This is a genomic window from Streptomyces sp. CNT360 (assembly GCF_000424785.1).
This window is the reverse complement of sequence record NZ_AUKO01000002.1, coordinates 38,433-61,936: the sequence shown is the minus strand read 5'-3', so window position 1 is coordinate 61,936 and position 23,504 is coordinate 38,433. Positions and strand designations below refer to the sequence as shown.

Genomic DNA, 23,504 nt, shown 5'->3' with positions numbered 1-23,504 from the left:
GGTGCGAGGGTCGGAGAGCGGAGGACCGCATGGGGCGGAGCGGCGAGGTCGAACACGGCTGGGGGCGCGCGTCGTTCGTGGAGGAGATGGGGCTGCTGTGGGAGGCGGTCGGCAGCGCCCGGATGGACGGCCGGATCATCGGCTATCTCATCGTGACGGACGCGCCGTACGTCTCGTCCGCACAGCTGGCCGAGGCGCTGAAGGTCAGCGCGGGCTCCATCTCGCTGGCCACCCGCCGGCTGGTCGAGGCGGGCTTCGTCAAGCGGCACGCGGTTCCGGGCGAACGCAGCCGGTACTTCCGGATGGAGGACGACGTCTGGGGCAGCTTCCTCGCGGGCGAGCGCCGCTTCCTGGAGGAGCAGCGGCAGTTGGGCGAGAAGGCCCTCGAACTGATCGGTGCCGAGGAGGAGGGCCCCCGCCGCCGGCTCCAGAACATGATCGACTACATGCGCTGGATCCAGGGCGCCCACCGCGAGCTGCTCGCGAACTGGAAGGCGTACCGCCGCGCGCACCACCCGGACGTGCCCTCGGCGCAGGAGCCGCCCGCCCGGTTCCGGCCCGGCCCCGACGAGTCGGCGGCGCCGGCTGCCGCTGCTTCCGGATCGGAGGCTCCCGACGCGTCGGGACTCGCCTCCGAGCAGCGACGCTCGATCGCACTCGGTCAGGCGCTCGCCCAGCGGCTGGTGCCGGACACGTTGTGGCAGGCCGCCGCACCGCTGCTGCCGTCGTCAGGAGAGGGCGAGCGCGCCGTGCTCACCGGCGTGGTGCACGTGCTGACCGCGGGCTGCGGCTGGCAGCAGCTCCCCGGTCACTTCGGTGTCTCTCCCGCCACCGCGCACCGCCGCTTCACCGCATGGAGCGACGCGGACGTCTGGGAGCGCCTACCGGCCGCAGCCGCGCCCGAGGACCGCGCCTGGTGTACGGAGATCGCCGCCGCCGCCCGCAAGCGGCGCGGCCGCCGCGACGCATGAGCGTTCCCGGCAGAACCCCGGCCCGCACCGGACACCGGCTGCCCCGGTCGACAGCGTGAACTGCGGCTGTGCGGTGCAGGAAACGGGATTCTGCGCAGCGCTTGTTGTGACGCTGTCCTGGAAACCGTGTCCTCGTTCACGGGCACCGGGCCGGGCCCGAGCGCGACTCGCCTCCGACGGGACGGTGTGGCCGGGCTTGCGGACTCGCAGGGAAGCGCCGGCGCGACCAGGCCGTCCCCGGCCCCCGCCGACATCGCGCCGCGCCGTCGCCCGCACGCCCCCTGCCTCCTCACCCGCTGCCGACGCCGGTCACCGTGTCAGCCGTTCCCGCAGCACCAGCCACTCTCAGGGCTCTTCAGGCTCCAGCTCGAACGTGAAGTAGATGCTCAGCATGCAGGGCTCGTCCTCGTCGTGCAGGAAAGTCCATGACACGTCCACGAGGAAGACCTCGTGTTCCTTCACCCAGTCATGCGCCTTCTGGAAGGCTTCGGCCGCAGATGTGGCGAGGAACAGCTTCCTGGCCATGGGATGAACCTGCGTCTCGGCCTCCGTGTCGTCGAAGCCGTCCGGCACGTCCAGGCAGAGGTCGGGGTCGAGCTCCATGCGGTACACCCTTTTCGGTCGGTTACCGGTACGAGTCCTCAGAGGCCGGTCCTTCGAGGACGACGCCCGACAAGACCACCGGAGATCCGGAGGGGTTGCTTGTGGTGACCACGCGGCGAGGGGCCGTGTCGGGTGCCACGGCCAAAGGTCACGGTTTCCTGGCCAGTCCGCCGTAGAAGCTGACGTCGCTGCCCGTGGGCGGCCCGAAGGGTGTTGTTTCCGGGTGCCAGTCGGTGATGAGGACGAGACCGGGGTCGAGCAGGTGCAGCCCGTCGAAGAAGGGCAGGATCTCGCTGTAGGACCGTACTTGGGCCTCGATGCCTCCGGCGTGGTAGGCGGCGACGGCGTTGTTGATCTCCTCGGGGCTGAAGTCCGGTGTCGCGTGGGACAGCAGCAGGTGGCTTCCGGACGGCAGAGCGTCCATGAGTGAGGCGACGGTGCCGAACGGGTCGTGATGGTCGGGTACGAAGTGCACGGTCGCGATGAGGGTCAGCGCGACCGGCTCGGAAAGGTCCAGGGTCGCGGCGAGTTGCGGGTTGTCCAACAGCGTGCCGGGCTCGCGCAGATCGGCGTCGAGATAGGCGGTGCGGCCCTGGGGGCTGCCGCGCAGCAGGGCGCGGGCGTGGGTGAGGACGATCGGGTCGTTGTCGGCGTAGGCGACGCGGGCGCTCGGGTCCTGCGACTGGGCCACCTCGTGGAGATTGGGGCTGGTGGGGATGCCCGTTCCGATGTCGAGGAACTGCCGCACACCGGCCTCGCTCACCAGGTGCCGGATCGCGCGGTGTAAGAAGGCCCGGTTCGCCCGTGCGGCCGTCGGCAGGCCCGGCCAGCCCTCGGTCGCCTTGACGGCGGCCTCCCGGTCGGCGGGGTAGTGGGTCTTGCCCCCCAGGAGGTAGTCGTACATCCGGGCGCTGTGCGGCTTGTCCACCCGCAGGTCGACTGTCTGACGAACACGCCCCATGAGCCCTCCGGAGAACAACTGGACGAACAGTACCTGTCACCGTCAGTATTCCGGTTGTGGAGAAGCCTGGGGAGGGATTCGGCGAAACGCGCGGAGGAAGATCCCCACGTCCGCCTGCCCCGGGCTGCTCCGCGAGCTTCCCGAGAGCGTGTCCGGCGGGGGCGTCTCAGCCGTCGGTTCCCCAGTGTGTGCCGTAGCGCCGGGCGAGGGCTGTGGCCTGCCCCTCGTCCAGCAGCCGCGGTTCCTGGTGGCCGAGCAGCAGCAGGAGCGCGGCCGTCTCCTCCAGTTCGACTGCGGCGTCCACCGCCGCGCCGAGGCTCGTTCCGGCGGTGACCGGTCCGTGGTTCTGGAGCAGCACCGCCCGGAAACCGAACGCGAGGTGTTCCAGACGGCCCGCTTGGGAGGGGTCGCCGGGTTCGGCGTAGGGGATGAGCGGGGTACGGCCGACGCGCATCACGAAGTACGGGGTCAGAGGGGGTATCGCACTCCGCTCCGACCATGGGGGCAGACAGCTGAGCGCGCTGGCCTGCCGGGAGTGCAGATGGACGACGGCGCGCGTTTCCGGGGCCCGTCGGTAGAAGGCCGTGTGGAGCGGGAACTCCTTCGAGGGCCGCGGGCCTGCCAGGTGTCGTCCGTCGGTGTCGAGTTCGCTCAGGTCCATGGGGTCGAGGGCGGCCAGGTCGGCGCCGGTCGGGGTGATGAGGACACGGTCGTCCTCGCGGACGCTGAGGTTGCCGGAGGCTCCGGGGCTCAGGCCGAGCCCTGCCAGATGGGCGCCGGCGGCGGCGAGTTCCTCCCTCGGCCCACTCACGAGAGTTCCTTCCAGGCGGCGGTGAACAGGTCGGTGGAGCCGAAGTTGCCTGATTTGAGGGCCAGATCGAGCAGGACTCCGGGCCCGGTTTCCGTCTCGGGGCGGGCCTTCGCCGTGGCCCAGGAAACCCCCGGGTCCAGCGGTGCTCCGATCCGGAGCGTGTGGACACCGAGCGCGGTGACCACCGCGCCGGAGGTCTCGCCTCCGGCGACCAGCAGGCGGCGCGCGCCCGCCCGCACCAGATCGCGTGCGCACCGCGCGAGGGCGGCCTCGATCAGTTCGCCCGCCGGGGGTCCGTCGGCGGGTGCCGCGGCGGCGTCCTCCACGTCGTCGTTCTCCCCGACGGCGTAGAGCAGCGGCGCCGGACCGGGCGACTGCTCCCAGGAGCGGGTGACGAAGCCGGTGAGTTCCGCGACAGCGGACTCGAAGTCGTCCCGCAGCCTGCGCAGGTCGAGCTTGCGGTGCGGCAGGTGGGCCGTGCCGTGCGCGACCTGGGCGCGGGTCGCCGCCGAGGCGCTGCCCGACAGGACGACGCTCTTGGCGTGGGGGGAGGGCGCCGCGGCGGCGGCCCGTGCCTCGGCGGCTCCCGCGCGTGGCCCGCTCAGGCCGAGCGCGAGCCCCGCTGCTCCGGTGACCAGGGGCAGGTCCTGGGTGGCCGCGGCCAGCGCGCGGAGGTCCTCGTCGGTGGTGGCGTCGGCGACGATCAGTCCGTCACCGAGCGCGGGCTCGGCGAGCGCGCCGCGGACGGCGGCCGCTCCCTGCCGCACCGTCTCGTGTGGCAGAAAACGCACGGGGTGGCCGGTCTGCGGGGCGAGCAGCCGGCCCAGGTGGGCGTCGCGCATCGGGGTGAGGGGGTGGTGGCGCATCGGGCTCTCGTCGAGCAGTTCGTCGTGGACGAACAGACGAGCGCGATAGACGGTGCGGCCCGTGGCAGGGAAGGAGGGGACCACGACCGTGCGCCGCTGGCCGAGTGCGGCGAGCAGCGCGTCGGTGACGGGGCCGATGTTGCCGCGCTCGGTGGAGTCGAACGTCGAGCAGTACTTGAAGTAGAAGCGGGTGCAGCCGGCACCGCGCAGGGCGTCGAGCGCGGCGACGGATTCCCGTACCGCCTGGTCCACGGGCGCGGTGCGGGACTTGAGGGCCACCACGACCGCATCGGCCGCGCCCTGTCCCTCCCCGGCCGTTGGTTCGGGTGGCCCGACCACGACTTCGGTCCGGAAACCCCTGGCGACCAGCATGGTCGCCAGGTCGGTCGCTCCGGTGAAGTCGTCGGCGATGGCACCGAGCGTCGGCATCGGCCCTCCTGGGTGACGTCCGGGCAGCGCGGCGGGTGCGGGCGCACGACGCTGTTGCCGTCCGGAGGTGGCGCATGGTTGCGAGGTGTGAAGAAATGTTACCAGGGTTGACGCTGGTGTTACATGGTGCGTAGGTTCTGTTAAACCGAAGTGACTTCTTCCGCTCCGGTCGTCCGTCAAGGAGCCCCATGAACGTGCACCACCTCTTCGCCGACAGCGAGGGACGGCCTGTCCGCTATGCGCTGTCCGGAGCAGGGGGCGGCTTTGCCCGCACCCTCCTCGCCCAGACCCTGCGCATCCCCACACTCGTCCCCGCCGTCCTGTGCGACGTCGACGTCGATCGCCTGTACGCGCTGTGCCGGGAAGTCGGCTACCGCGAGGACGCCCTGAGCGTCTGCACCGACGCCGCCGCGGTCGCGGCCGCGGCAGGCGAGGAGAGGGTGGCGCTCGTCGGTGACGCCGCGCTGATGGGCGCCGGCGAGTGGGACATCCTGGTCGAGGCCACCGGCAGCCCGGTGCACGGCTGGACGATGGCACGCGACGCGATCGCCGCCGGCCGGCACGTGGCGATGGTGAGCAAGGAGGTCGACTCGGTGGCCGGACTCCACCTCGCCGGTCTCGCACGCGAGCGCGGAGTCGTCTACACCACCGCCGACGGCGATCAGCCCGCCAACCTGATCGGCCTGGTCACCTGGGCGGAAACCCTCGGCCTCGACATCGTGGCGGTGGGCAAGTCCACCGAGTACGACCTCGTTCTCGACCCGCGTGCACAGACGGTCACGCAGCTCGACACCACCGTGCCCGCACCCGGCCTGACCGGACTGCTGGAACTCGGCGACGACGTGCGCGCCACCCTCGCGGCCCGCGCCGAGGCCGTCTCCGCGCTGCCCTCGGGCGCCACCGCCGACTACTGCGAGATGGCGGTCGTCGCGAACAACACGGGCTTCGCACCGGACACCGAGCGGCTGCACTATCCGGTCGCGCGGATCGCCGAACTCGCCGACGTGTACGCGCTGCGCGAGGACGGCGGGGTACTGCACCGCCCGCACGCCGTCGACGTCTTCACCGCGCTGCGGCTGCCCGAAGAGGCCTCCTTCGCCGGGGGCGTGTTCGTCGTCGTACGCACCCACGACCCGGTCACCTGGCAGACCCTGGCGCAAAAGGGCCACGTGGTCGCCAGGAACGGCAAGTACGCAGCCGTCTACCTGCCCTACCACCTCATGGGCGTCGAGACCCCCCTGACGCTGCTCTCCGCCGTCCTGCACCACCGGCCCTCCGGCGGCCTGGCGCCGCGCCGCGTCGCCGTCCTCGCCGGCCGGACACGCCACGCAGTCCCCGCCGGCACGCGGCTGGAGATGGGCGGCCACCACCACGACGTGACCGGTGTGGACGCGGTACTGCTGCGCGGCGAGGACGCCCCCGCCCGCGTCGCACCGCTCTACCTCGCCGCGGACACCACGCTGGGCCGGGACGTACCCGCCGGAGCACTGCTGGGCCTGGACGACCTGACAGCGCCCGACACCGGACTGCTCGCCGCCTGGCAGGACGGCCGGCACACCGACGACACGGAGCCGGCCGCATGAGCGCCGACATCCAGCACCTGCTGCTCGCCGCCGCGGCGATCGTCCTGCTCGTGCTGCTGATCACCAAGGCGAAGCTGCATCCCTTCCTCGCTCTCACCGTGAGTGCCCTGGCCCTCGGCGTGGCCAACGGCATCTCACCGGCCAAGGCGGTGGAGCACTACGAGACCGGCTTCGGCGACGCCCTCAGCGGCACCGGTCCCGTCATCGGACTGGGCACACTGCTCGGCGGCATCCTGCTCGGCTCCGGCGGAGCCGACCGCATCGCCACCGCCTTCATCGGCTCGCGTCCCGTCCAGTGGATCCCCGCGGCCATCACCGGCGCCGCACTGCTGATCGGCATGCCGCACCTGTTCGACGTCAGCTTCGTCATGCTGGTGCCGCTGGTCTACGCCGTCGCCCAGCGCACCGGCTCGCACCTGCTGTTCGTCGGCCTCCCGATGGCAGCGGGCCTGTACGTCTCGCACGGTCTGCTGCCCCCGCACCCCTCGCCCACCGTCGCCGTGCAGGCCTACGACGCCAGCACCGGCCTGACGCTGCTGTACGGCCTGATCATCGCGATCCCCCTCGCGGTCGTCTCCGGCCCGCTGCTGACCAAGGTGGCCGCCCGCTGGTTCGGCCCGGCTCCCGACCTGACCCAGGGGCCGGTACCGGACACCGGCCCGGCTCCGGAGGGGAGCAGGCGACCGGTCTCGCTGACCCTGTCACTCGTCACGGTGCTGCTCCCCGCGGCCCTGATGCTCATGGGGACACTGGGCACCGCCGTCACCGACAAGGGCACCTGGGCCCACACCCTGTTCGAGACCTGCGACACGCCGGTCATCTCGCTGATCGCCGCCGTCGTCTTCGCCTTCTTCGCACTCGGCGTCCGCTCCGGATTCGGCCTGGGCCAGCTGCAGAAGATGGCAGCCAAGGGACTCGGACCGGTCGGTGCCATCGTCCTCATCCTGGGTGCCGGCGGCGCCCTCAAGGAGATGCTGTCCGCGACCGGGGTCGACGACATCATCTCGCACTACGCCATCGACTGGTCCATACCTCCGCTGCTCCTGGCCTGGGGCACCGCCGCCCTGCTGCGTATCTGCCTGGGCTCGGCCACCGTCGCGACCGCCGCGGCGACCGGCATCGTGGCACCGCTGGTCGGCGCCTACCCGGGGCTCTCGCCGGAACTGCTGGTGCTGGCGACCGCCTCCGGCGCGGTGATGCTCTCGCACGTGAACGACTCGGGCTTCTGGTTGTTCAAGGAGTACTTCCAGCTCAGCGTCGCGCAGACGTTCCGGACCTGGACGCTGATGCTGTCCTTGCAGTCCGTGCTGAGCCTGGGCGGCATCCTGCTGCTCAGCACCGTGATCGGCTGACCCGGCCGGGTGCCGGACAGCGGGTTCGGGCAAGATGAACGCACCGGCTGCACGGCACCCCCGGCCCACCCCTTTCGACCAGCAGGACGGAGACGGACGCCATGAGTTCCGCGGACGAGCCGCCGCTGATTCCGGACCAGCGGCGTGAGCTCCTCCTCAAGCACCTGCGGCGCGAGGGGGTGCTGAGCGTGCAGCAGATCACTCAGCTGTTCGGTGTCTCGCACATGACGGTCCGCCGGGACATCGCCGATTTGGAGAGCCAGGGCCTGGTGTTCTCCGTGCCCGGCGGTGTGCGGCTTGCGAACCGGCTGCGTTCGGAGCCGAGCTTCGACGACAAGTCGCTGGTGGAGCAGCCGCAGAAGCAGGCGATGGCCGCTGAAGCGGCCGCCATGGTGCGCGACGGTATGACCGTCTACCTGGACGCCGGCACCACCCTGCTGGCCATGGTCCCGCACCTGGTGGAACGCACCGATGTGACGGTGGTGACCAACGACTTCGGGGCCGTCTCGGCGCTCTTCGCCGCCCGGCACCTCACCGTCATCCATGTCGGCGGCCAGGTGGAACCGGACAACCACTCCTCCGTGGGCCGGCTGGCCGCCGCGACCATCGGTCAACTCGCCTTCGACATCGCCTTTGTCAGCACCAGCTCCTGGGACCTGGTCCGCGGCGTCACCACACCCTCGGCCCCCAAGGTGGAGGTCAAGCAGGCGGCGATGGCCGCGGCGCAGCGCTCGGTGCTGGTCGCCGGATCGGCGAAGTACGGCACCTTCGGCATGTACAGGATCGCCTCGCTGGACGCCTTCGACACGATCGTCGCCGACTCCGTGCTGACCGAGGCCGCCGCGCAGGGGATCCGGGCGTGCGGCACCGACCTACGCCTGGTCTCCACCCGGACGCCGGACTGACGAGACCGGGACGACGTACCGCCCCGGGCGACCGGGGCGGTACGTCTCGGGGCGACTGGGGCGGCCGTCTCGGGAGAGGCCCGGCACTCTTGCGAGCCCGCTGCCTGCCGGGCGCGGAATACCGCTGCTTCGGTGCGGCCGTGGCATGCCGCCGAGAGGCGTAGCCGCCGTGCCGTGCGGACACGGTTCGTGACCTGGACGGAGTGCAATTCCACCCGTCCGTAACCGTCCGTCCGCACGAACGGCAGGGCCGCAGGGATCACCTCCCGGCGATGGCCGCCGCTCGGCTCCACGTACGTCCTGCCGCAGGCCCCGGCGGCGTACGCGACGACTTGCTCACCGGCCCTGGGGGAACCCTGCCGACGGGCGGCGCCGGCGCCCGTCGGCCTGAGACCACGGCTGCCGCCCCCAGCTTATGGCCGGGCGGCGTGGGATCAGTCGGAGAGCGGCTCGGGGTGCTTGAGCTTCTCCGAGAAGAGGGGTGTGACCGTCTTCAGCGCGTCCTGCACAGAGAGGACCGAATCGGTGGCGAACGCCTGGCTCACCCGCGGATCGTCCAGCATGACGGAGCGACCGGCCTTGACGGAGGGCACCTGCCGGTACAGCTTGTCGTCGGTGATCTTCTTGGCGGAGATGCCGATGGGTGCCATGACGGTCAGGTCGGCGTCGAGCATACGCAGGTTCTCGCGGGAGACCGTCACCGAGAACCCGCTGCCGGCCTTGGCGTCGACCTTGGGATTGTTCTTGAAGCCGAGGCGCTCGACGAAGTCGGTGCGGCCCGTCCCGTGGACGTAGGCGCCGTAGCCCGCGCTGGTACGGGACCCGAGCGTGATCGTCTTGCCCTTGAACTCGGGGTACTTGGCCGCCGTCGCCTTGAACTGCTTGTTCACCCGGGAGATCAGCCGGTTGCCCTTGGACTTCTCACCGAGCGCCGCGGCGACCATCTTGGTCTGCTGTTCCCAGGAGGTCATGTACTGGTCGCCGCCCTTGGGCACCCCGACGGTCGGGGCTATCTTGCGCAGCGTGTCGTAGCGCTTCTTGTCGCCGCTGGACTTGGTGTCGAGGATCAGATCGGGCTTGAGGGCGGCGACCTTCTCGTACTCGGGCTCCAGCGTGCCGATCTTCTTCGGCTTCTTGCTGTAACGGCCCTTGGCCCAGGGGCCGACCCCGTTGCCGCCGAAGGCCAGCCAGTCGCTCTGGCCGACGGGCTCGACACCGAGAGCCAGCGCGGTCTCGGCGTCACCCCAGCCGAGGGCGACCACGCGCTGCGGCTTCTCGGGGACGGTGATCTCACCGAACTTGGTGGCGACCTTCTCCTTGGCGGAGGAGCCGCCCCCTGCGCCGCCGTCGGAGGACGAGCAACCGGTGAGGAGAAGCGCGAGTGCCGCGGGCAGCGCCACGAGGGCTGCCCGGGAACGGCGGACGGGACGGCGTGCGGGACGACGGTACGACATGATGGCGGGGCCTAACTGCTCGTGCCGCTGCGGGCGGCTCTGTGCTTGCCGATCGGAACGATCAGCGGGGTGTGGGAGGCGGGGTCGGGGATCACGAGGCACTCCATGCCGAAGACCTCCGTGATCAGGTCCTCGCTGACGATGCCGGCGGGCGCGCCCTCCGCGACGACGCGGCCGTCCTTCATCGCTATCAGGTGGTCCGCGTAGCGGGCGGCCAGGTTGAGGTCGTGGAGCACGGCGACGACTGTGGCGCCGCGTTCCCGGTTGAGGTCGGTGAGCAGGTCGAGCACGTCCAGTTGGTGGCTCACGTCGAGGAACGTGGTCGGCTCGTCCAGCAGCAGGACGTCGGTGCGCTGCGCGAGTGCCATGGCGATCCATACCCGCTGCCGCTGGCCACCCGAGAGCGCGTCGACCGGCCGCCCGGCCAGCTCCAGTACGTCGGTGGCGGACAGCGCGTCCGCGACCGCGGCGTCGTCCTCGCTCGTCCAGTGGCGGAACCAGCCCTGGTGCGGGTAGCGGCCCCGGCCCACCAGGTCGCTCACGGTGATGCCCTCGGGGGCCACCGGGTTCTGCGGCAGCAGACCGAGTGTGGTGGCGACTTCCTTGGTGGGCATGGCGTGGATGCTCCGGCCGTCCAGCAGCACCTGGCCGGAGCGGGGCGTCAGAAGCCTGGCCATCGAGCGCAGCAGGGTGGACTTCCCGCAGGCGTTCGGTCCGACGATCATCGTGATCCGGCCGGGAGGTATCTCCACGCTCAGTTCGTGGACGATGTCCCGCCGGTCGTAGCCGAGTCGGACCTGCTCCGTGCGTAGGGAGTGCTCGGCGCTCATGGCAGCCGCCTTCCGTGCGTCGTTGGATCCGCTTCACGCCGTCGCGTCTTTGCGGGAGCGGCCGTCGTGCGGGCGAGTCCCTGCGCCGTACCGCATGGTGTGCCGTGCATCCGCTGGGTGCCGCTCATCCGCCCCGGCCCTCACGGTTGGCCCGCGCCAGCAGCCACAGCAGGTAGGGGCCGCCGATGAGGCTGGTGACCACGCCGACGGGGAACTGGGTGGACCACAGCAGATGCTGCGCGGTGAAGTCGGCCGCCAGCACCAGCACTCCGCCCACCAGCGCCGAGGGCACGAGCGCCGCGCCGGACCCCGGGGCGAGACGGCGGGCCAGCGGGGCGCTGACGAAGGCCACGAAGGCGACGGGACCCGCGGCGGCGGTCGCCACACCGGCCAGCGCCGCGGCGCAGGCCAGCAGCCCGAACCGGGCCCGCTCGACGCGGACGCCGACGCTCGCGGCGGTCTCGTCGCCCAACTGGAGCGCACCCATCGGCCGTGCCAGCACCCAGGTGAGCGGGGACAGCGCGGCCAGCCCCACCAGGCACGGCCACATCTGGCCCAGCGAGCTGCCGTTGAGGCTGCCGGTCAGCCAGACCAGCGCGTTCTGCGCCTCGGTGACCTTCGAGCTGGTCAGGACGAAGGAGATGACGCTCAGCAGGGCGGCGCCGACGCCGATGCCGACGAGCACGAAACGGTAACCGGACGTGCCCTTGGTCCTGCCCAGGACGTAGATGAGAGCGGCGGTGGCCAACGACCCGGCGAGCGCCGCAGCCGACAGCCCCAGGCCGCTGACGCCGAAGAGGACCGAGGCGACCACTCCGGCCGCACTGGCACCGTGGCTGATGCCGATCACGTCGGGACTGGCCAGCGGGTTGCGCAGCAGCGCCTGGAAGAGCGCTCCGGACAGGCCGAACCCGACCCCCACCAGGAGGCCCGTCAAAGCGCGGGGCAGGCGCAGTTCGACGACGATGAAGTGGGCCCCCGCATCCCCGCCTCCGGCGAGCGCGCCGAGGACGTCGGGAAGCGGCACGACGATGTCCCCGTAGGCCAGCGCGAGACAGAACGCGACGGCCAGGGCAACGAGCAGGAGGGTGCTGACCACGACGCCGCGCCGCCGCTGGGCGGCCCGCGCGGAGACGACCTGCCGTACGGCGTCCTCTCGCCCGGTTGCTGTCCCGGGTATGTGCGCGGACGCGGATCCCTTCGGCGGCCGGGGGACGGCCTCGGGTCCCTTGACGTTCATCCGGGCGTTGCTCCTCACAGTCCGGCCACGTTGCGGCGGCGGACCAGGATGACGAACGGCGCGGCCCCGACCAGGGCGGTCAGGACGCCTACCTGTACTTCGCCGGGACGGGCGACCAGGCGTCCCACGATGTCCGAGGCGAGTACGAGCAGGGGCGCCAGTACAGCGCTGTACAGGAGGGTCCAGCGATAGTCGGGGCCGGTCACCAGCCGGGCGGCGTGCGGTACGACGAGCCCGACGAAGGCGATGGGACCGGCGACGACGGTGGCGGCTCCGCACAGCAGCACCACGACGCCGCCGCACAGCAGCCGGGTCCGGCCCACGCGCTGGCCCAGCGAGCGGGCCAGGTCGTCACCGAGTGACAGGACGTTGAGCACAGGGCCGAGGCAGAGCGCGAGCAGGGCACCGACGGCGATGAACGGCGTGGCCTGCCACAGCACGGACGGCTCCCGTTCGGCCAGGGAGCCGACCTGCCAGAACCGGTACTGGTCGAAGGTCCGGCTGTCGGTGAGCAGCTGCGCCGTCGTGACGGCCAGCAGCAACGCGCTGGTGGCCGCGCCGGCGAGCGCCAGCTTGACGGGCGTGGCGCCCTCACGGCCGAGCGAGCCCACTCCGTAGACCAGCATCGTGGCCAGCAGTGCCCCGAGGAAACCGAACCAGATGTACTGCTCGGGCGCGGTCAGCCCCAGTACCCCGATGGCGAAGACCACGGCGGCCGAGGCCCCGGAGTTGAGGCCGAGCAGCCCCGGGTCGGCCAGCGGGTTGCGGGTCAGGCCCTGGATGAGGGCGCCGGCGAGTCCGAGCGCGACACCGGCCAGCAGCCCGGCCGCGGTGCGGGGGACGCGCACCTCCCGGATGAGGAGTTGTGCCTTGTCCGCCGGGTCCGCGTCGAAAGCGGTCCGCCAGGCATCGCCGGCGCCGGCCGGTCCCGACCCCACCGCGAGGCTCAGCCAGACCACGGTGACCAGTACGGCGACGAGCGCCACCAGGCCGGTCGTCAACGCGGTGCCGGTGTGCCGGGAGGCCTTCTGCTTACCTGGCTCCGCCGCATCCCCGGCGGCGGCGTCGACGGGGGCCGTGTGCGACTCGTGCGTCGCACCACCGCTGGTGGCCACTACCGGCCCTCCCTCTTCCTTCCACTCCACGCACTTCGGCTTGCGCCGTCCGGCGCGCGGTCCGGGGCGTCTCACGCGCCGGAAGTCCGATGCCACGGCCGTGGCGCACCGGCACTCTGCAAGTTAGGTGACCCTAACATCGCTGTGGTGAGGTGACCCTAACACCCATCTCGTTGAACTTTGCATCATGTGCCGGGTGCGAGGCCGTGACCTGGGTGTCGTCGCCCGGCACGCCCCCGGTGACGGTCGCACGGAGAAGGCCGGTCGGTGCCGGGTGCCGCTCCCCGCGTCCCCGCGTCCTTCGATCAGCGTTTCTTCGGGCCCCACAGCTGGGAGCGGTTGAGCGACTGCGGGCAGTGCAGGTAGATCTCGTCGGTCTCGATCAGCAGCGCCAGCCGGGGGCGCCGGCCCTTGAACGCCATGGCGTCGAAGAACGGGGCGTCCTTGAGAACGCGGGCCCGGCCGTTGATCCGCAGCACCTCGGTGGAGCCGGGGACGAGGAAGACCAGACCCACGTGCGGGTTGTCCAGGACATTGTGGAAGCTGTCGCCCCTGCGGTTGCCGGGCAGGTCCGGCAGCGCCAGCGTGCTCCGGTCCAGGACGTGGGCGAACCCCGCCTCGCCGCCGCGGGGCGAGGCGTCGCAGTTGCCGGCCGCGTCGGAGGTGGCGAGCATCCCGAACGGTGACCGCGCCAGGATGTCCAGGTCCGCGTCGGTCAGCCGCTGGTGCACCTTGTCCACCACCACCGGGTGCGGCTGCCCGAGGAGTGCGCGCAGCTCGCCGGGGGAGTCCACCGGTACGTAGCCGCTCCGGTCCGCGGTCCCCGGCGGCGGTGCGCCGGTGACCGGGTCGCCCGTGGTGCCGTTCGCACGGCTGATGTCGGTGGTGCCGCGGGTGTCGGCGGCCGGTATGAGGTCGGGCACGTGCGGGCTCCTGGGGTGGGCCTGGTGGCGGGCGACACGGGGGCCGCCCTGGCAAGGTGGGGAACAGGTGGTGAGGTTCACCTTACTTGGAGGCGTTCCGCGGCTCTCCGGGCCTCCGGCGCTCCGCCTCAGCTCAGCGGGCCGGACACGGCGGGGGCCGCAGGTCGCACAACCGCTGCGCCGCACTGCTCCGGGCCTCGCCCCGGCGTGCTGACCGGCCCGCTGTGCTGTTCACCTCCGGCTGCGGACGAGGAGGTGGAGGAAGTAGGGCGTTCCGACGACGGCCGTCATGAGGCCCGCACCGAGTTGCGCCGGGGCGATGACCGTACGGCCGAGCAGGTCGGCGACGCCGACGAGGACCGCGCCCAGGAGCATGGCCACCGGCACGCTCCGCACATGACGGCGCCCCACCAGGGCACGTGCCGCGTGGGGTGCCACGAGCCCGACGAAACCGATCGTTCCGGCCGCGGCGACGGCGCTGGCGCTCAACAGGACGCTGACGACCAGGAAACCGAGCCGCCCCCGCGTGAGCGGCAGGCCCAGGAGCCTGGGCGTGTCCTCGTCGAGTGAGACGAGGTCGAGCTCCTTGCGCCGGGCGACCGCCACCGCGGCGCCGACGGCGAGCACGACCGCCAGGGGCAGCACGTCGCTCGTGCTCCGCCCGTAGGTCGAGCCCGACAGCCACGTGAGCGCCTTCGTCGCGTTGAAGGGATCGGTCAGGACGATGGCCAGGCTGACGAGAGCGGCCGTCGCCGTCGACACTCCGACGCCCACGAGCACGAGACGGTTGTGCTGGAACCCGCCTCGCGCGGCGACGCCGAAGACCAGCAGCGCGGTGGCAGAAGCGCCCGCGAAGGCCGCACCTGCGATGCCCCAGGAGCCGGCGGCCGGCACCGTCGTGACCACCAGCACCGCACCGAGCGCCGCCCCGCCCGAGACACCGAGGACGCCGGGCTCCGCGAGGGGGTTGCGGGTCACGGCCTGCACCAGCGTGCCGGCCAGGGCGAGCGCAGCGCCCGCCAGGAGGGCGGCGAGTACCCGCGGCACCCGGGTGTCGAGGACGAATCCGGTGGCTTGGCCCGCCTTGCCCTGCATCCAGTTCGCGACGTCACCGAGCAGCAGCTTGGCGTCGCCCAGCAGCACGGCGGCGATCGTCACGCCGACGAGCACGACCACGAGGGCCACCACGGTGGCCACGAACGTGGCCCGGCTCGGGATGCGCAGCCTGTCCGGAGCGGACGCGCCGCCGGCGTCCCGGACCCGCAGGGCCATGGTGACGAGGAAGACGGCACCGACCACGCTCGTGACGGCTCCCGTGGGCACCGCGACCGCCGACCGTGCGCCGACTGCCGTCCGCAGCAGCACGTCGGAGCCGAGCACGAGCGCGGCACCGGCCAGACCGGCCACCGGAATGGTCAGCCGCGCCCGGGTGAAGGGCCGGTAGCGGCGCCCGAGCGGACGGACGAGTGCTGGGGCGCACAGGCCGACGAAACCGATGGGCCCGGCGAGGGTCACGGCCGCCGCGGACAGCATCGCCGCGAGTGCGACCACCGTGAAACGGGTTCTGCGGACCGGTACGCCGAGCCCGCGCGCGGCGTCGTCCCCCAGCGCCAGGGCGTCGACGCGCCGGGCGACGAGCAACAGGCCGACGAGTCCGAGCAGGGCGAGCGGCGCCATCTGTGCGACACCGCTGCCCCCGTTCTGGGCGATGGAGCCGTGGTTCCACTGGTAGAGGCCCTGCGTCTGTTCGGGGAAGAGCAGCAGCAGCCCTTCGGTGATCGAACCGAGCCCGAGGGCCAGGGCACTGCCCGCCAGAACGAGCCGGACGGTCCCCGTGCCGGGTCCTGACAGCCCCAGTACGACGGCCGCCGCCGCCAGGCCACCGGCGAAGGCGACACCGGAGGAGGCGAGGAAGGGCATCGACACCCCGGTCGCCGCCAGCAGCCCGAGGGCCAGATACGAGCCCGCGTTCACCGCGAGCGTGTCCGGAGAGGCGAGTACGTTGCGGCTGACGGCCTGCAACGCGGCGCCCGCCGCACCGAGACCGACGCCGACCAGGAGGCCGGCGGCCATCCGCGGCAGACGCGAGGCGAGGACGACGGATGCGTCCGACTGCCCGGCGCGGCCGGTGAGCGCATCGGCCACCTCGGCCGGGCCGACGGCGGCCGTGCCCTGGGTGACGTCGACGACGGCGAGGACGGCGACCAGGACCACCAGCGCGGCCGTCACCGCGACCGCGCCCGTCGTGGACCTCCCGGATCCGGCTGCGGTGGGCCCGGAGGTCGTTGCGGTGGCGGCCACGGCGCTACTTCTTGAGCGCGTCGACGATGGCGTCGGCGTAGGCGCCCATCGACGCGTGACCGCCGAACATCCAGATGCCGTCCGGCAGGCGGTGCACGTCACCGGCCTTCACGAAGGGCAGTGACTTCCACGTCCGGTTGCCGGCCAGCGCGTCGGCGAACGGGTCACGGCCGTCCTGCTTGTTGGCGAGGTAGGCGAACTGCACGTCCTTGAGGTCGGTGAGACCTTCCACGTCCGTGCTGCCGAGCCCGTAGCTCTTGTCGCCCTTCGCCTTCCAGGCGTTCTTCAGCCCCAGCCGCTCGTTGACGACTCCGAGGAGGGAGCGCCGGGTGTAGGGGCGGATGGTGACCTGGTTGGAGGCGACATAGCCGTCGGCGAAGGCGACCTCCGTCCCGTCGAGGTCCGCGTCCTCGACCGCTTTGCGGCCCGCGGCGAGCTTCGCCTCGAACTTCTTCTTGACGGTGCCGGCCTGCTTCTTCCTGCCGGTCGCCTCGGCGACGAGGCCGAGGTTCTCGTTCAGCTGCCCGAGTTGGTCGGAGGCGTCGGCGGAGCGGACCTCCAGTACCGGGGCGATCTTCCGCATCTGCTTGACGGCCGAGGACGGCAGGTCGGTGGTCGCGACGACCAGGTCCGGCGCGAGAGCCGCGATCGCATCCATGCTCGGCTCGCCGCGCGTGCCGATGTCCTTGGGGCGGTTCTTCAGCGGGGCCGCGCGGTTCCACGTCTTGTAGCCCTTGACGTCGGCGACGCCGACAGGGTCGACGCCGAGCGAGACGAGGTTCTCGACGACGTTCCACTCGGTGCCGACGACCTTCTTGGCGGGACCGTCGAGGGTCACCTTCGCGCCGGTCGCGTCGGTGAGGGCTATCCGGCCGGACTTCGCGTCCGAACCGGTGGAGGCGGGCTCGGTCGTCCCGCAGCCGGCCAGGACGAGGGCCGCGACAGTGGCGGCGGACGCGGTGATCAGGAGGCGTCTCATGGGGTGGTGCTGAGCCTTTCACTTCGCATGTGATGCCGACCGATCGCGCGGGTCCGCAGCCGGCCGGTCAAGGGGTCGGTGTCGACGTCGATCCGGATGCCGTAGGCATCGGTCAGGCGCTGTGGGGTCAGGACGTCCGCGGGCGCGCCCTCGACGGTGATCCGTCCCTCCTGGAGCAGGGCGATCCTGTCGGCGACGGCCGCTGCCTGGTCGAGGTCGTGCAGGACGACGCCCACCGCGATCGCGTGGCCGTCGGCCAGATCGCGGACCAGGTCGAGAAGTTCGACCTGGTATCGCAGGTCGAGATAGGTCGTCGGTTCGTCGAGGAGGAGGACACCTGTCTGCTGGGCGAGACAGCTCGCGAGCCACACCCGCTGCAACTGGCCGCCCGACAGGTGCTCGGCCCCCCGCTCGGCCAGTTCCTCGACACCCGTCATACGCAGTGCACTGTCCACCGCCGCGCTGCCGTCGGGGTCCTGCCTGCCCCAGCGGCCCCGGTAGGGGTAGCGGCCGAATTCGACGAGGTCGCGGACGGTGAGACCGCTGGGTGTGGGGCGCCCCTGCGTGAGCAGCGCCACGCGGCGCGCGAACTCGCGGGAGGTCAGGGCCAGGCCGTCGGTCTCCCTGTCGAGCGTGAGCGTGCCGCTGCGGGCACGCTGCAGGCGCGCGAGCGCACGCAGCAACGTCGACTTCCCGCTGCCGTTCGGACCGACGAGCGCGGTGACGACACCGGGCCTGAGGGTGAGGCGGGCTCCGTGCACGACATCGACATCGTCGTATGCCACGGTCACACCTTCGGCTGCCAGCCCGTGCCCCTGCATTCGCGGGACACCGGCGACGCGATCACCAACGCTCATATGTGTAGGTTAGCCTAACCTTACTGGTCCGCCGAGGGGGGTGCCGCCGAGTGCCTCTCCACCCGGACGAGCACCGCTGAGGGAGTCTGGGCGGTCCCAGGTGCGCTCCGGAGCAATTGCCCAGGCGCTCAGGGGCAGTTGCCGGCACAAGCGCCCGGCCCGGCGGCGTCCGCCGGGCTCCCGGCGCCCACGGTGTTGCCGCGCCGCAGGCCCGCCGGTGGTGGAGCTGCTCGGCGAGCACCGGCCCGACCTGATGCGACGGCTCCCCGACGGCGCCGGGCACCGGCTGCTGGTCGAGTACGCCACCGCCGACGAGCACGCCGAACAGCGCCTCGCGCAGGACCTGGTCGCACCGGCGGAGCGCGGCCTGCTGCACGACGCCACCGTCGGCGCGGCCGGACGGATGTGGGAGGCCCGGCATGCCGTCCCGGAGATCACCCACCGCATGCACCCGCTGCTCCGGTTCGACATCTCCGTCACCCGCACCGGAATCTCCGCGCTCCGTGACGACCTGGCGGCGCAACTCGCCGAGAGGTGGCCGGACATCCGCCCTCTGGAACTGGGGCACTACGGCGACGGCGGCCTCCATCTGCTGCTGCCGCTGCCCGTCGGCACGGACGAGGAAGCACTCGCTGCGGCCGTCTACGACACGGTGGTGCGCCGCCATCACGGCAGCTTCAGCGCCGAGCACGGCATCGGACCCAGCAACCACGACGTCTACCTGGCTCACGTACCCGACACGGTGCGTGGGGCGGCGGACGCCCTGAAACGACACTTCGACCCCAGAGGAATCCTCCGGCAGGGCCGCTGAGGCACCGGGCAGGAGCGCGGTAGACACAGAAGCCGCAGAAGGCAGGGCATGAGCGCCGCGATCGGTGCTCACACCCGGCCGATGTCAGCCGGGGGCCAGGGGGATCTCGCACCACACGGACTTTCCGCTGCCGCGCGGGGCGACCCCCCAGGCGGTGGCGAGCTCCTCGACGAGGACGAGACCGCGCCCGGACGTGGACTGTCCCGGGGCGGCTCGTCGCCGGGGGGAGGAGGGTGAGGCGTCCCCGACCGTCAGGCGCAGGGTGCGTCTGCCGTCTCCCACGGGTTCGGCGGTGAGGGTGGCGTTGCCGCCGGTGTGCAGCAGGGCGTTGGTGGCCAGCTCGCAGGCGAGGAGTTCGGCGGTGTCCTCCAGGGGTTCCAGGCACCACTCGCGCAGGGCGGTACGCAGACGGCACCGGGCTGCGTGCAGCGTGTCCGGGTCGGTGCGGCTGATCGGCGCGGTGATGCGCGGGGTGGTTGCCGGTCCGGCGGGAGCGTGGCGCAGCAGCAGGAGGGCGACGTCGTCCTCCTGCCCGGTGTAGCGGCCCATGGTGTTGAGCAGGTGGTCTGCGAGGGGATCCGGGAGCGCGGGGCCGTTGCGCAGGGTGTCGAGAAGCCGGGCGCGCCCCTGGTCGATGTCCGCGGTGCGTGCCTCGATGAGGCCGTCGGTGCACAGCAGCAGCGTCGAGCCCGGCTCCAGGGTGGCTTCCGTCTCGGGGTAGACGGGCAGACCCGTCGGGTCGGCGAGCCCGAGCGGCATCCCCCCTGGCATCGCGAGCCAGGTGACGCTTCCGTCAGGACGACGCAGGACAGGCTCGGGGTGCCCGGCGCGGACGGTCACGGTGAAACCCGTGCGGGGGTCGAGCAGTGCGAGAAGGCACGTGGCGAAGCGGTCGGTGTCCAGTTCGGTGAGGAAGGCGGAGGTGCGGGCCATGACGGTTGCCGGCGGGTGACCCTCGTCGGCGTAGGCGCGCAGCGCGATCCGCAGTTGCCCCATCACCGCGGCGGCGGTCACGTCGTGGCCCTGCACGTCGCCGACGACCGCGATGACCCTGCCGTCCGGCAGGGGAATGGCGTCGTACCAGTCACCGCCGATGTCCCCGCTGGCGTGAGCAGGCCGGTAGCGCGTCGTCAGATCCAGACCGGGTATGTCCGGCATCGCCCCGGGAAGCATCGCCGCCTGGAGCCCGGTCGCCAGCTCGTGCTCGCGGTCGTAGAGCAGCGCACGCTGCAGCGACTGTGCGATGGCGCTGCTCGCGGCCGTCAGCACGGTCCGCTCGTCACGCGTGAAGTGCGACTTGCCGTTGTAGGAGAGCCCGATGGCACCGATCGCGGTGCCCTGGGCGATGAGCGGAAGGTAGACCGCGGCGGTGGCGTCGGGCATCTGCTCCATGAACGCCCGCAGGCTGGGATAGCGCGCGACGTACTCCTCGCGACTGGTGATGAAGACCGGTGTGCGGGAGCGGAGCACCTCGCTGAAGGGCAGGGGCTCGGTGAAACGCGTCAGGTGCAGGTTGCGGATCAAGTCCTCGGACGTGCCGCGGAAGCCCACCATCACGACACGCCCCTTCTTCAGCAGACCCAGCGCGACGGTGGCGGCGCCGAGCTGGTGCAGCAGATGGGGGCTGGTGACCGCCTCCGTGACGTCCTCGACGGTGATCGCCGGGGCCAGAACATCGCTGAGGCGGCCGACGATGGCGGCTTGGCGACGGCGGTCGCCTTGCGCGCGGCGCACCTCCTCCGTCTGGTCGACGGCCCGGAGCTCCTGGCTGGCGTCTCTGATGACGCCCATGACCCGGACCGCGCGTCCCGCACTGTCGGAGATCACATTGCCCTGGGTGTGCGTCCAGCGCAGTGAACCGTCCCGGAGTCGTACCCGGAAGTAGAGGCTGAAACTCGTCCGCTCCCTCAGAGCCCGGTCGACCCGCGCCTCGACCGCGGGAAGCTCCGCCTCCACCATGCGCTCACCCAGAGTGCTGAGCCGCCCGTCCCACTCCTGCGGCCTGATGCCCATGACGGACAGGCCGACGTCGTCGTACCGCATCACCCCGCTGGCCAGGTCCCAGATGAAGACGCCCATTCCGTTGATGGCCAGAGCCACCCGGCCGACACGCTCCGGCTCGCTGATCATGGGAGGCTGGTTGTTCGATTCGCGGAAGCGGTGCATCACGGCCTCCCAACCCTCCTGGACGGCGCCCGTCCCGCTCGGGGGAGTCACTGTCCGTGGCCGGGTGGACGTCCACTCCATGATGCGGCCGGCCGGGCGCCTGCGCCTCTCGGACGGCAGCCGCACGCGCGGCACGGCCAGGACCTGCTCCTGCACGGCCCGGAGCGCGGCGCGGCCCCAGTTGGCTCAGCGCCCGTTTTCCCGGCCGGCCCTTTCCGGAACCTCTAGGGGGCGCCCCTCGTGGCGGCTGACGAAAATCTTTCGGACCACCATGAGGAGACCCCGATATGCAGGGCCATTCCCGGGAGCCCGGAACCCACGGCCCGCTCGAAGAAGTACCTGCCCAGGGCAAACGTAAGGTCGCCCTCTGGTCAGCGGTGATCGCGGTCGGCGGATTCCTGTTCGGATACGACACAGGCGTCGTCTCCGGTGCCCTGCTCTACGTCAGGGAGGACTTCGGGCTCAGCTCCGTACAGCAGGGCAGCGTCGTGAGCGTCATGCTCATCGGGGCCATGTGCGGTGCGCTGGGAGCCGGCCGCGTCTCGGACCGCTTCGGGCGTAGGAAGACACTCGTCGCGGAGGGGCTGGTCTTCGTCGTGGGCACGGCGATCGCGGTGGTCGCCGGCGGGTACGGGGTGCTGATGCTGGGGCGGATCGTGCTGGGGCTCGCGGTGGGGGCGGCTTCGGCGACCGTGCCTGTCTACCTCTCCGAGATCGCGCCGCCCGAGATGCGGGGCCGGCTGCTCAGCGCCAACCAGTTGATGATCACCGTGGGCATCCTGGCCTCGTACCTCGTGGACCTGGCATTCTCCGGCAGCGGCGACTGGCGCGCCATGTTCGGCGCCGGCTTCGTCCCTTCCCTGCTGCTGTGCGCCGGCACGCTGTTCCTGGTACCGGAGTCCCCGCTGTGGCTTCTGAGGAACGGCGCCGAGCACAAGGCGCGGCGGGTGATCGCGTCGGTGACGGACGAGGAGCACGCAGATCAGCTCATCGACAGGTTCCGGCAGCGCCAGGCGGAGCAGGAGCGGTCCAGCACGGACAGCACCGGTCAGTCGCCACAGCAGGGCTGGCGGGGCCTGCTCTCGCCTTCTGCCCGCCCCGCGCTGGCTGTCGGGATCGTGCTGGCCGCGGTCCAGCAGTTCGGCGGCATCAACACGATCATCTACTACGCTCCGACGATCATCGAGAAGACCGGCCTGACCGCCTCGAACTCGATCCTCTATTCGGTCTTCATCGGCCTCATCAACCTGGTCATGACCTTGGTTGCCATCCGGTTCATCGACCGGGTGGGCCGTCGGCGGCTGTTGATCGGCTCGCTGGCCGGAATGCTGGTCACGCTCGCGCTGCTGGGCCTGAGCTTCGTGGCCGGACTGGGCTCCGCGCTGTCGCTGGTGTTCATGGTGCTCTACATCGCCGTCTACGCGGGCGGCCTGGGCCCGATCTTCTGGGTACTGGTCGGTGAGGTCTTTCCGCCGTCCGTACGAGCAACTGGCTCCAGCGCCTCGACGACCGTCAACTGGTTGTCGAACTTCGTGATCGGCCAGGCGTTCCTTCCCTTGGCCAATGTCATCGGCCAAGGGGAGACGTTCTGGATCTTCGCGCTCGTCTGTGCGTTCGGGCTGGTCTTCGTCGGGCGCTTCGTACCCGAGACCAAGGGCCGTGGCTTCGACGAGATCGATGCCTCACTGCGGTCCCGCTTCGGACGCGGGAACCCGTCCGACGGCGGTCGCACCGGGCCATGACGGAGGTGCGCCGCATCGACGCGACGGATCACCGGCGCTGCACCGTGCCCGCTGTCCGACGCCACGTCCGCAATGTCGCCCAGGAGCTCACCCACTCCGGGGGCGACGCCGAATGGGACGCCACCATGAGCGGCATCCTCGACAAGCACGGCAGCCGCTTCCCCGCCCTGACGGCGGCCCTGACCAGCGGCGAACACCGCACGGTCGGCGCCGACTCGCTCCAGTTCGGACTCGCCTGCATCCTCGACGGTCTCGCCGCACGCATCGAGCGGCGACAGCGGTGACCGACCGCCGCTTGGTGCGCCGCCTTCCGCGGCCACCAGCACCAACCGCCCCACGGCGCACTTCAGCCCCAGGCGACGCCAGGGCCCACGCGCCCACCCGCCACCGGTTGCTGTCGCGGCCGCTCCCGATCTCGTCGATGCACGGATGGCCAGCCAGCCAGCCAGCCAGCCAGCGCGGCACGTCTGCGGCGCGTAGGCCGTCCGGTGCCCGGGGCAGGTGCGAGGGACGAGTCCGTGTACTCGGGCGGCGGATGTGACTTCCGGGCCGGTGACGTGGGGGAGGGGCGCCGGTTCTCAGGTGCTCACCGCTCGTACAGCAGG

20 protein-coding genes are annotated in these 23,504 nt (G+C 71.6%); 7 read left to right on the top strand and 13 right to left on the bottom strand.

All coding sequences use genetic code 11. The features are described from left to right. Positions 1–29: 29 nt before the first annotated feature. Positions 30–971 carry a transposase gene (locus H297_RS40145; protein ID WP_051351530.1) on the top strand — a complete coding sequence of 314 codons (942 nt, stop codon included), beginning with the start codon at positions 30–32 and terminating at the stop codon, positions 969–971. Between the two features lie 345 nt (positions 972–1,316). Here the strand turns inward: H297_RS40145 and H297_RS0104745 are convergent, their stop codons facing one another. The 4 genes from H297_RS0104745 to otnK form a co-directional block, all read right to left on the bottom strand. Continuing rightward, positions 1,317–1,574 (bottom strand): hypothetical protein, encoded by a 258-nt coding sequence (locus tag H297_RS0104745; RefSeq protein ID WP_027736108.1) that lies wholly within the window; start codon positions 1,572–1,574, stop codon positions 1,317–1,319. 148 nt (positions 1,575–1,722) lie between these two features. Beyond that, complete coding sequence (locus tag H297_RS0104740; protein WP_051351529.1) at positions 1,723–2,535, bottom strand: SAM-dependent methyltransferase; 813 nt, start codon at positions 2,533–2,535, stop codon at positions 1,723–1,725. Between the two features lie 166 nt (positions 2,536–2,701). After that, the gene (locus H297_RS0104735; protein WP_027736106.1) at positions 2,702–3,346 is read right to left on the bottom strand and encodes a class II aldolase/adducin family protein; all 645 of its coding nucleotides are present in this window, start codon (positions 3,344–3,346) and stop codon (positions 2,702–2,704) included. Then, positions 3,343–4,641: a 3-oxo-tetronate kinase gene (gene otnK / locus H297_RS0104730; RefSeq protein WP_027736105.1), complete on the bottom strand. Its 1,299-nt coding sequence runs from the start codon at positions 4,639–4,641 to the stop codon at positions 3,343–3,345. Before otnK ends, H297_RS0104735 begins: the two co-directional genes overlap by 4 nt. Before the next feature lie 188 nt (positions 4,642–4,829). On the opposite strand from otnK, the gene H297_RS0104725 reads away from it, so the two are divergent. The 3 genes from H297_RS0104725 (at position 4,830) to H297_RS0104715 (ending at position 8,481) form a co-directional block, all read left to right on the top strand. Beyond that, positions 4,830–6,224 (top strand): homoserine dehydrogenase, encoded by a 1,395-nt coding sequence (locus H297_RS0104725; protein ID WP_027736104.1) that lies wholly within the window; start codon positions 4,830–4,832, stop codon positions 6,222–6,224. Continuing rightward, positions 6,221–7,576 carry a GntT/GntP/DsdX family permease gene (locus tag H297_RS0104720; protein ID WP_027736103.1) on the top strand — a complete coding sequence of 452 codons (1,356 nt, stop codon included), beginning with the start codon at positions 6,221–6,223 and terminating at the stop codon, positions 7,574–7,576. The genes H297_RS0104725 and H297_RS0104720 overlap by 4 nt, the downstream gene beginning before the upstream one ends. A gap of 101 nt (positions 7,577–7,677) precedes the next feature. Next, a complete protein-coding gene (locus H297_RS0104715) occupies positions 7,678–8,481 on the top strand; it encodes a DeoR/GlpR family DNA-binding transcription regulator (protein ID WP_027736102.1) in 804 nt (267 codons plus the stop codon). A 434-nt stretch (positions 8,482–8,915) separates the two neighbouring features. Here the strand turns inward: H297_RS0104715 and H297_RS0104710 are convergent, their stop codons facing one another. The 8 genes from H297_RS0104710 to H297_RS0104675 form a co-directional block, all read right to left on the bottom strand. After that, a complete protein-coding gene (locus tag H297_RS0104710) occupies positions 8,916–9,935 on the bottom strand; it encodes an iron-siderophore ABC transporter substrate-binding protein (RefSeq protein ID WP_027736101.1) in 1,020 nt (339 codons plus the stop codon). 11 nt (positions 9,936–9,946) lie between these two features. Continuing rightward, a complete protein-coding gene (locus H297_RS0104705) occupies positions 9,947–10,765 on the bottom strand; it encodes an ABC transporter ATP-binding protein (protein ID WP_027736100.1) in 819 nt (272 codons plus the stop codon). 124 nt (positions 10,766–10,889) lie between these two features. Next, positions 10,890–12,005: an iron chelate uptake ABC transporter family permease subunit gene (locus H297_RS0104700; protein ID WP_078513743.1), complete on the bottom strand. Its 1,116-nt coding sequence runs from the start codon at positions 12,003–12,005 to the stop codon at positions 10,890–10,892. 14 nt (positions 12,006–12,019) lie between these two features. Then, complete coding sequence (locus tag H297_RS34530) at positions 12,020–13,120, bottom strand: iron ABC transporter permease (protein WP_078513742.1); 1,101 nt, start codon at positions 13,118–13,120, stop codon at positions 12,020–12,022. A 305-nt stretch (positions 13,121–13,425) separates the two neighbouring features. After that, positions 13,426–13,914, bottom strand: coding sequence for an MSMEG_1061 family FMN-dependent PPOX-type flavoprotein (locus tag H297_RS34525; RefSeq protein WP_037793084.1), 489 nt, complete (start codon positions 13,912–13,914; stop codon positions 13,426–13,428). A gap of 360 nt (positions 13,915–14,274) precedes the next feature. Then, complete coding sequence (locus tag H297_RS0104685) at positions 14,275–16,344, bottom strand: iron ABC transporter permease (protein WP_027736098.1); 2,070 nt, start codon at positions 16,342–16,344, stop codon at positions 14,275–14,277. Positions 16,345–16,348: 4 nt separating this feature from the next. After that, positions 16,349–17,323: an iron-siderophore ABC transporter substrate-binding protein gene (locus H297_RS0104680; protein ID WP_027736097.1), complete on the bottom strand. Its 975-nt coding sequence runs from the start codon at positions 17,321–17,323 to the stop codon at positions 16,349–16,351. After that, entirely contained in the window at positions 17,320–18,180 is an 861-nt protein-coding gene (locus H297_RS0104675; protein WP_027736096.1) for an ABC transporter ATP-binding protein, read from the bottom strand. The genes H297_RS0104680 and H297_RS0104675 overlap by 4 nt, the downstream gene beginning before the upstream one ends. 217 nt (positions 18,181–18,397) lie before the next feature. Between H297_RS0104675 and H297_RS0104670 the strand changes: the two genes are divergently transcribed. Continuing rightward, positions 18,398–18,991: an FAD-linked oxidase C-terminal domain-containing protein gene (locus H297_RS0104670; protein ID WP_027736095.1), complete on the top strand. Its 594-nt coding sequence runs from the start codon at positions 18,398–18,400 to the stop codon at positions 18,989–18,991. Positions 18,992–19,075: 84 nt separating this feature from the next. Here H297_RS0104670 and H297_RS0104665 read toward each other — a convergent pair whose 3' ends face one another. Beyond that, positions 19,076–21,121, bottom strand: coding sequence for a SpoIIE family protein phosphatase (locus H297_RS0104665; RefSeq protein WP_486589406.1), 2,046 nt, complete (start codon positions 21,119–21,121; stop codon positions 19,076–19,078). Between the two features lie 323 nt (positions 21,122–21,444). Here H297_RS0104665 and H297_RS0104660 point away from each other — a divergent pair, with 323 nt between their 5' ends. Together H297_RS0104660 and H297_RS0104655 are read left to right on the top strand one after the other, a co-directional pair. Continuing rightward, positions 21,445–22,899, top strand: coding sequence for a sugar porter family MFS transporter (locus H297_RS0104660; RefSeq protein ID WP_027736093.1), 1,455 nt, complete (start codon positions 21,445–21,447; stop codon positions 22,897–22,899). Further along, positions 22,896–23,183, top strand: coding sequence for a hypothetical protein (locus H297_RS0104655; RefSeq protein WP_027736092.1), 288 nt, complete (start codon positions 22,896–22,898; stop codon positions 23,181–23,183). Before H297_RS0104660 ends, H297_RS0104655 begins: the two co-directional genes overlap by 4 nt. Positions 23,184–23,504 lie beyond the last annotated feature (321 nt).

What these genes read in the sequence shown, in the direction of transcription:
- H297_RS40145 (WP_051351530.1), top strand. Translation starts at nt 30, where the DNA reads ATGGGGCGGAGCGGCGAGGTCGAACACGGCTGGGGGCGCGCGTCGTTC.
- H297_RS0104745 (WP_027736108.1), bottom strand. Translation starts at nt 1,574, where the DNA reads ATGGAGCTCGACCCCGACCTCTGCCTGGACGTGCCGGACGGCTTCGAC.
- H297_RS0104740 (WP_051351529.1), bottom strand. Translation starts at nt 2,535, where the DNA reads ATGGGGCGTGTTCGTCAGACAGTCGACCTGCGGGTGGACAAGCCGCAC.
- otnK (WP_027736105.1), bottom strand. Translation starts at nt 4,641, where the DNA reads ATGCCGACGCTCGGTGCCATCGCCGACGACTTCACCGGAGCGACCGAC.
- H297_RS0104725 (WP_027736104.1), top strand. Translation starts at nt 4,830, where the DNA reads ATGAACGTGCACCACCTCTTCGCCGACAGCGAGGGACGGCCTGTCCGC.
- H297_RS0104720 (WP_027736103.1), top strand. Translation starts at nt 6,221, where the DNA reads ATGAGCGCCGACATCCAGCACCTGCTGCTCGCCGCCGCGGCGATCGTC.
- H297_RS0104715 (WP_027736102.1), top strand. Translation starts at nt 7,678, where the DNA reads ATGAGTTCCGCGGACGAGCCGCCGCTGATTCCGGACCAGCGGCGTGAG.
- H297_RS0104710 (WP_027736101.1), bottom strand. Translation starts at nt 9,935, where the DNA reads ATGTCGTACCGTCGTCCCGCACGCCGTCCCGTCCGCCGTTCCCGGGCA.
- H297_RS0104705 (WP_027736100.1), bottom strand. Translation starts at nt 10,765, where the DNA reads ATGAGCGCCGAGCACTCCCTACGCACGGAGCAGGTCCGACTCGGCTAC.
- H297_RS0104700 (WP_078513743.1), bottom strand. Translation starts at nt 12,005, where the DNA reads ATGAACGTCAAGGGACCCGAGGCCGTCCCCCGGCCGCCGAAGGGATCC.
- H297_RS0104680 (WP_027736097.1), bottom strand. Translation starts at nt 17,323, where the DNA reads ATGAGACGCCTCCTGATCACCGCGTCCGCCGCCACTGTCGCGGCCCTC.
- H297_RS0104675 (WP_027736096.1), bottom strand. Translation starts at nt 18,180, where the DNA reads ATGAGCGTTGGTGATCGCGTCGCCGGTGTCCCGCGAATGCAGGGGCAC.
- H297_RS0104665 (WP_486589406.1), bottom strand. Translation starts at nt 21,121, where the DNA reads ATGATCAGCGAGCCGGAGCGTGTCGGCCGGGTGGCTCTGGCCATCAAC.
- H297_RS0104660 (WP_027736093.1), top strand. Translation starts at nt 21,445, where the DNA reads ATGCAGGGCCATTCCCGGGAGCCCGGAACCCACGGCCCGCTCGAAGAA.
- H297_RS0104655 (WP_027736092.1), top strand. Translation starts at nt 22,896, where the DNA reads ATGACGGAGGTGCGCCGCATCGACGCGACGGATCACCGGCGCTGCACC.